This is a genomic window from Okeania sp. SIO2F4, assembly GCF_010672385.1.
Lineage (GTDB): Bacteria > Cyanobacteriota > Cyanobacteriia > Cyanobacteriales > Microcoleaceae > Trichodesmium.
This window is the reverse complement of the sequence record NZ_JAAHGT010000570.1, coordinates 1-6,252: the sequence shown is the minus strand read 5'-3', so window position 1 is coordinate 6,252 and position 6,252 is coordinate 1. Positions and strand designations below refer to the sequence as shown.

At 35.4% G+C, this 6,252-nt stretch carries 3 protein-coding genes, 1 tRNA gene and 1 pseudogene; 3 read left to right on the top strand and 2 right to left on the bottom strand.

Translation table 11 applies throughout. The features are described from left to right. On the top strand, window positions 1-1,104 hold a 1,104-nt coding region (locus F6K22_RS27700), incomplete at its 5' end, for a thioesterase domain-containing protein (RefSeq protein ID WP_293105506.1). Window positions 1,105-1,880: 776 nt separating this feature from the next. Here F6K22_RS27700 and F6K22_RS27695 read toward each other — a convergent pair. Next, window positions 1,881-1,953: transfer RNA gene (locus F6K22_RS27695), tRNA-Ile, on the bottom strand. 202 nt (window positions 1,954-2,155) lie between these two features. Here F6K22_RS27695 and F6K22_RS27690 point away from each other — a divergent pair. Further along, the gene (locus F6K22_RS27690; protein WP_293105502.1) at window positions 2,156-2,824 is read left to right on the top strand and encodes a hypothetical protein; all 669 of its coding nucleotides are present in this window, start codon (window positions 2,156-2,158) and stop codon (window positions 2,822-2,824) included. A 101-nt stretch (window positions 2,825-2,925) separates the two neighbouring features. Continuing rightward, window positions 2,926-4,413 (top strand): hemolysin family protein, encoded by a 1,488-nt coding sequence (locus tag F6K22_RS27685; RefSeq protein WP_293105499.1) that lies wholly within the window; start codon window positions 2,926-2,928, stop codon window positions 4,411-4,413. Between the two features lie 917 nt (window positions 4,414-5,330). On the opposite strand, the pseudogene proX reads toward F6K22_RS27685, so the two are convergent. Further along, window positions 5,331-6,194: pseudogene (gene proX / locus F6K22_RS27680) on the bottom strand (glycine betaine/L-proline ABC transporter substrate-binding protein ProX). Window positions 6,195-6,252 lie beyond the last annotated feature (58 nt).

Below are 6,252 nucleotides of genomic sequence, written 5' to 3'. Positions count from 1 at the left end.
CCATCTCAATTAGATTGGGAACAACCTTTAACTAACATGGGATTAGATTCTCTGACAACTGTTGAGTTAAGCGATATTCTCCAAGATAGTTTGGGAACTTCTTTTAAAGCAACACTAATTTTTGAGTATCCCACAGTTGAAGCTTTAGCTAATTATCTCGCGCAAGAAATAGTTTCCCCAAAACCTTCTACAAATTATGATATAGGGTTAGTTGCTGATGAAAATTTAAGTTCTGGTTTTGCTTCCCCGGTAATACCAATTCAACCGAAGGGTTCTAAACCTCCTTTCTTCTGTATTCCTGGGGGTGTAGGAACAGCATTTTATCTTCACTCTCTAGCTTTTCATCTCGGTCAAGACCAACCATTTTACGGACTACAAGCACGAGGAATGGACGATCGATCGGAACCTCATACAAATGTAGAGGCGATCGCTGCCGACTATATCGACGCATTAAAAAATATTCAACCCCAAGGTCCTTATTTTTTGGGAGGTCATTCTTTCGGGGGTCAGGTAGCATTTGAGATATCCCAACAGTTACAAAAACAGGGAGATAAAATTGGTTTACTTGCTATTTTTGATATTCCTGCTCCCTTATTTAGTAATCTGATCGTTGCGGGTTGGGATGATACTAAATATATGAGTGAGGTGGTGAGGTTATTTGAATACTTTTTAAAGGAAAATTTAGAGATATCTTACAATGATCTGAAGGTTTTCTCTCCTGATGAACAATTGAATTATGTAACAGAGCGGTTAGTACAAAAGCTTCATGTGCGTCCTTCTGAGGCAGCTAAAAGACAAGTGCATGGTTTTGTCAAAGTTTTAAAGGCTAGTGTTTATGCCATGGGTCATTATCAGCCAAAGAAACTTTATCCGACTCCTATTGCTCTTTTCCGTAGTAGTGATGTTCGTATTTGGAATACTGCCATTGGTATGACTGATGCTATTCGCAACCAACTGCAAAAAAATTCCACTTTAGGTTGGGAGCAACTTTCTCAACGTTCTGTAGAACTTGAGACTGTACCGGGAGACCATATAACTATGATGCTTGAACCCCATGTCCAGGTTTTAGCGGAGAGACTAAAAACCTTAATTAGGGCTTGCTGATTAAATCTCAAAGTATTTATAACCTACATTCCACACTTCAAAATGAAGTATAAAAGGTAAGTAGTCAGTAGGGAATAATTCTAGTTAATTATCTGGCAACACCCAAGTATTTATGCTTAGGATTTTCCTGAGAATTTGATTCCTGAGCAAGGTCAATGAATAGGGTCTATTCAGTATAAATACCTACAAACCTACCAATTTTTCTACTACTTTTAATGCTACAACTTGACGTGCGGAATGTGGGTTGAAAAAGCACCTGGTTTTCAGGCGTTGCATATTTGCCCATTGGAATTATTGTTTTAGAGAAAGAGGAAGTAAAAGCTGGGATTTACCTTTTCTGCAAAGATTCATCCCTTAGTTCAGCAACGCTGGTTTTCAGCTCTTTATGCTCAAAAAGTTAGCATTTTGTGCCAGAGTTGAGCACAAAATTACTCCCCTACTCCTTACAGCGGTTTTCCTGCACGCTAGACCACAGTAGGGGATCTATGCGAATCGCCCCTACTGGATTTCGGTTATGGCGATGTGGTTCATCAATCTGAAAAGCACTGTAAAAAAGACTTTTTCAGCAAACCCTAATTAAGTTATCAGTAACTCCGGTTAAAGTTCAATATTTGAGACCTTATTTCTTAGTCAAAACGTTAATTGGAGCATCTTGCTCCCTTCCTAGATTCAGTTATCAGTATTTCCAGCAAATATTTATTGTGTGCCTAGTTAAGAAGACAATCTTCATTGGTTCTGACTTCTGACTTCTGACTTCTGACTTCTGACTTTTGAAATGCGCCCTGCTGGAATCGAACCAGCCTGAAAGCGAATTATGAGCTCGCTGCCTCCCCAATCGGCCAAAGGCGCTTATTTATTAGCTATTATATATCAACTATATTAAGACAAGTTTGATATAGCCTTACACTAATTTTATATTATTACATATTTTCCTGACTTAAGTTAAAAGTAAAGAGAAAATTATAATAGGTAAGTTTGGACATTAATACATAGGAATAATTTATAGTATATCATAACAAGAAACAAGATCGTACCTTAGACACAAAAAACTATGAACTCCAGTATTTTGCTAACTCTAAGTCTGCTGGCTCTAATGTTTAGTGCTGGTTTGGGTAGTGCTTCTTGGGGATTTAAACTGGGCAGGGAAGCCTTAAAAGGAATTACTCAACCAGATACTCGTCCTACCAATAGTTTAGTAGGTGCTAAAGACAGTTCAAATCGTCGAGAAGAAGTGGTCATGTTAAAGGAGGAAAAAATTATTATCAATGTAAAAAATACTATTATCAATGGTGGAATAGCTGAGAAAAAAACTACTAAAGAAAATTCCCAGAAAAAAACAGCTAAGGCCAAGTCTTCTCAAGATACTAAATCCAAGCAAAGTTTTCCAATTGTAAGTAGTGATGCTGGAATAGTATTGGAAGTTAATGATGTTCGCAAGTGGGGCAACTCTCTAGTCTTGGATGTTAATTTAAAAAACCAAGGAGATCGAGCTGTAAGATTTTTATACAGTTTTTTGAATATTACAGATGAACAAGGGAGAGTTATCAGCGCCAGTACAGAGGATTTACCAGGAGAACTACCACCTAATGGTAGAAGATATTATGGTATTATTACAATCCCAATTACTTTATTAGATAATGCTAAAGAACTGTCCCTAGAACTTACAGATTATCCAGCTCAAAAGTTAAATTTGAAAATGTCTAAAATTAAAATAGATTAAGTTGATTTTTAATTTTGAGTGGGGAGGCTTTAAACCGAATTTTTTGATCAAAAATTGTAAATTTTAAACATGAAAATGTTCATAGGTCTGAGGCAAAATCAATGGCAATAAGTTTGCTAGATATGCCAGGCTTAGAAATGCCGATCTGGAGAGATATGACGTGGACAGATATACTATCGCGCATCTTTTCAGTTTTTCTGCTAATTGCCATAAATGCTTTTTTTGTTGTAGCAGAATTTTCTATTGTTTCTGTGCGAAGGTCACGCATTAATCAATTAGTTGATGAGGGTGATGTTCCAGCCAAAATTGTTCAGAAACTTCAAAGAAATATAGACCGACTACTTTCAACAACTCAGTTGGGTATTACTTTATCTAGTTTGGCTTTGGGTTGGATTGGTGAAGGAACTATGGCAGTAATTGTGAGAAAATTTATAGCAAATATACCACTACCTATTCATTTTAGTCAAGCGATCGCTCACTCTCTGGCTATTCCTATTGCCACTTTTTTTATTTTGGCTTACCTACAAATTGTATTGGGGGAGTTATGTCCAAAGTCAGTAGCGCTACTTTATTCGGAACGGTTATCTAGATTATTGGGTCCTCTGAGTCTAGCTATTTCTCGCTTTTTTAATCCGTTTATTTGGATTTTAAATCAATCTACTCATTGGTTATTACGATTGGTGGGAATTGAATATACTGGTAGTGCTTGGAAAGCACCGGTTACTCCAGAAGAGTTACAATTAATTATCTCGACTTCTACTGAATCAACGGGTTTAGAAGCAGAAGAACGACAAATACTGAGCAATGTATTTGAATTTGGAGAGGTATTAGCTGGAGAAGTTATGGTTCCACGGACAAATATAGATACTATTTCAACTACAGCTACTTTTCAAAATTTGTTAGATGAAATTCAGATATCTGGTCATTCCCGCTATCCTGTGGTTGGTGAATCTGTGGATGATATTCAGGGTATTATTGATTTTCAAGAATTGGCCCAACCTTTAGCTCAAGGATTATTATTTCCACAAACTTCTATTTTATCTTGGATTCGTCCTGCCAGATTTGTTTCTGAACAAATTTATCTGAATGAGTTATTATCTTTAATGCAAAGAATGCGTCAAATTCCTAATAGTCCTCAACACTCAGAAATGGTAATAGTGGTAGATGAGTTTGGTGGAACTGCTGGATTAATTACGCGGGAGGATTTGATTGCTGAAATTATTAGTGGTGATAGTTATCAAGTAACTAACACCGAAGAACTTGCCTTACAAATGTTGGACGATCGTACTTTTATTGTCCAGGCTCAGTTAAGTGTTGAAGAAGTTAATCAACTTTTAAATTTAGATTTGCCAGTGACTGAAGATTATCAGACTTTGGGAGGATTTTTGATTTATCAATTACAAAAAATTCCTACTCGAGGAGAAAAGTTATCCTACCAAAATCTTGAATTTACTGTTATTTCTGCTGAAGGTCCTCGTTTAGATCAAATCAAAATTCGTCAATTAGAAGAGTTAGAAACTGAGCAAACTGTTAATTTATTTTTAGAAGATGAAACAGAGGAAACAGTCAATCGAATTCCACCCAATTAACTTATTCATTAAACATTTTATTGTCTGTCAATTTATCAATTTCTGTTACCTCCTCCTCTCATCAATAACTGATAACTAATAGTTGACGACTATAATGCTTACTTTCTTATTTTTTTCTAGTCTGAGATTTTTTTTCTAGTGCAGAATGGAACCTCCATAAATTCTTTTTCACAATATGTTGATTTGTGATAGCAATTTCCAAATTTCAGTTATTAAGTAATATAGCAATCCGCGCATTGGTTATGACAATTTTTATAATAGTTAATTTGAACTGAAAACCTTTAAAATTATGACTCCTGACTTCTGAGTTCTGACTCCTAACTCCACCAAAATATTAAAACTGAAATAGGATTGCTATAGTAGGGTTTGCTTAAAAAGTCTGTTAGTTAGGGAAGGGAATGGGGAATAGTTGCAGGTGTTAATTTTTCTGCATTTTTCCCAGTCAGATGAGGCAAAATCCCAAGTTTTGAACATTAATTTAGTATTTTTTGATATTTTTTTATAGGTTTAGCACCACTTAGGGAGTAGCAGAAAATAAATTATCCCAACCCAATTTTTATACTCTATTATTACTGGCTACTCCCTTGCCTTACTTTCATCAGAATGTGATAATTTTTCATTTGGAAGTCCCTTAAACTGATGATACATAACGATTCTATATTTATTCAGCCAGCCCTAAATAATACTAAATCCGGTTTAGAAAGAAGGTTTATTATAAAGTGGGAGAAGGGTTTAGAGAGGAACTTGAGAAAGTAGCTTTTGATAACCGGATTTAGTATAAGGTACAGGAATGTTTTTCAGGATTATAGGCAAAGAACAAAAATATTTTATTCGGTTGAACCCTACTCTCTATTCTCTATTATTAAATTTACTCTCAGCTTATTTTTTCTGTTTTTTCAAGTTAAAAAGCTTGGAATTTAATTAGCTGCTTGTCTTGCTGTTTCTAACCAACTATCATATTTTTGCTGATGATTTTTTACCCACTTTTGAGCATGACGTAAAATGTCTTCTGGTTTGTCTTCACCTTCTTTAATGCGTAAACTTTCAGCACTCATATCTGCAACGGGAATTTCTGCTAATTCAAACCATCTTTTAGCAACTGGGTTAGCTTCTAGAAATTTTTTATTAGCTACGATCTGCTGTTTACTTCCAGAAAAGCCAAGGTTTTTTCTATCTACTGATGTATCTTTTTCAGTTATATTTCCCATAGATTATGGTAAGGAGGTGGAGGGTACTTCTAACCAGACTACATCTTCTCCTGGCTTTAATACTGTAGATATCCAGTGGGGATTATAAGCATAATAAATAATAGCTTGTCCTTGCTTGTACCGAGTAATGGCATCTGCCAGGAGAACTGTATATTGTCCTTTATTATGTTCTACTATATCTTCCAGTCCGTAAGTTTTGAGGTGGTCATCTATAATTGACTCACAACCCCAACCTACATTACAACCAACTAAATTTGCTTTACCATCTCCATCTGAGTCAAAAAGTTTAGCAATTTCTGGGTCTTGTAATTGTTGAATGCTAGTAATTTTATATTTATTGGCTGTTTTTTTGTCAATTTGATATCCTTGCATTCCTGGAGGGGTTAAAGTTCCAACTCCCTCTAATTTTTCTTCTCCGCCAGCATTTTTGAAGAATTTTTCGTGTCCTGGTTGGTAGTAAACTGTGCTATATTCTAAGTCTCCATTAGCGATAGAAATATAAATTACTGGATAATCACTTTGTTTTGGTTTTTCGACATTATAGCCTAGTTTTTCTAGACCTATATTTACAATTTCGGTTTGAAATAATTATTCTATCCAACCACTATTATAGGCACATCGGAATAGCTTC

Coding starts and splice junctions, on each gene's coding strand:
- F6K22_RS27685 (WP_293105499.1), top strand. CDS start 2,926: ATGGCAATAAGTTTGCTAGATATGCCAGGCTTAGAAATGCCGATCTGG.
- F6K22_RS27690 (WP_293105502.1), top strand. CDS start 2,156: ATGAACTCCAGTATTTTGCTAACTCTAAGTCTGCTGGCTCTAATGTTT.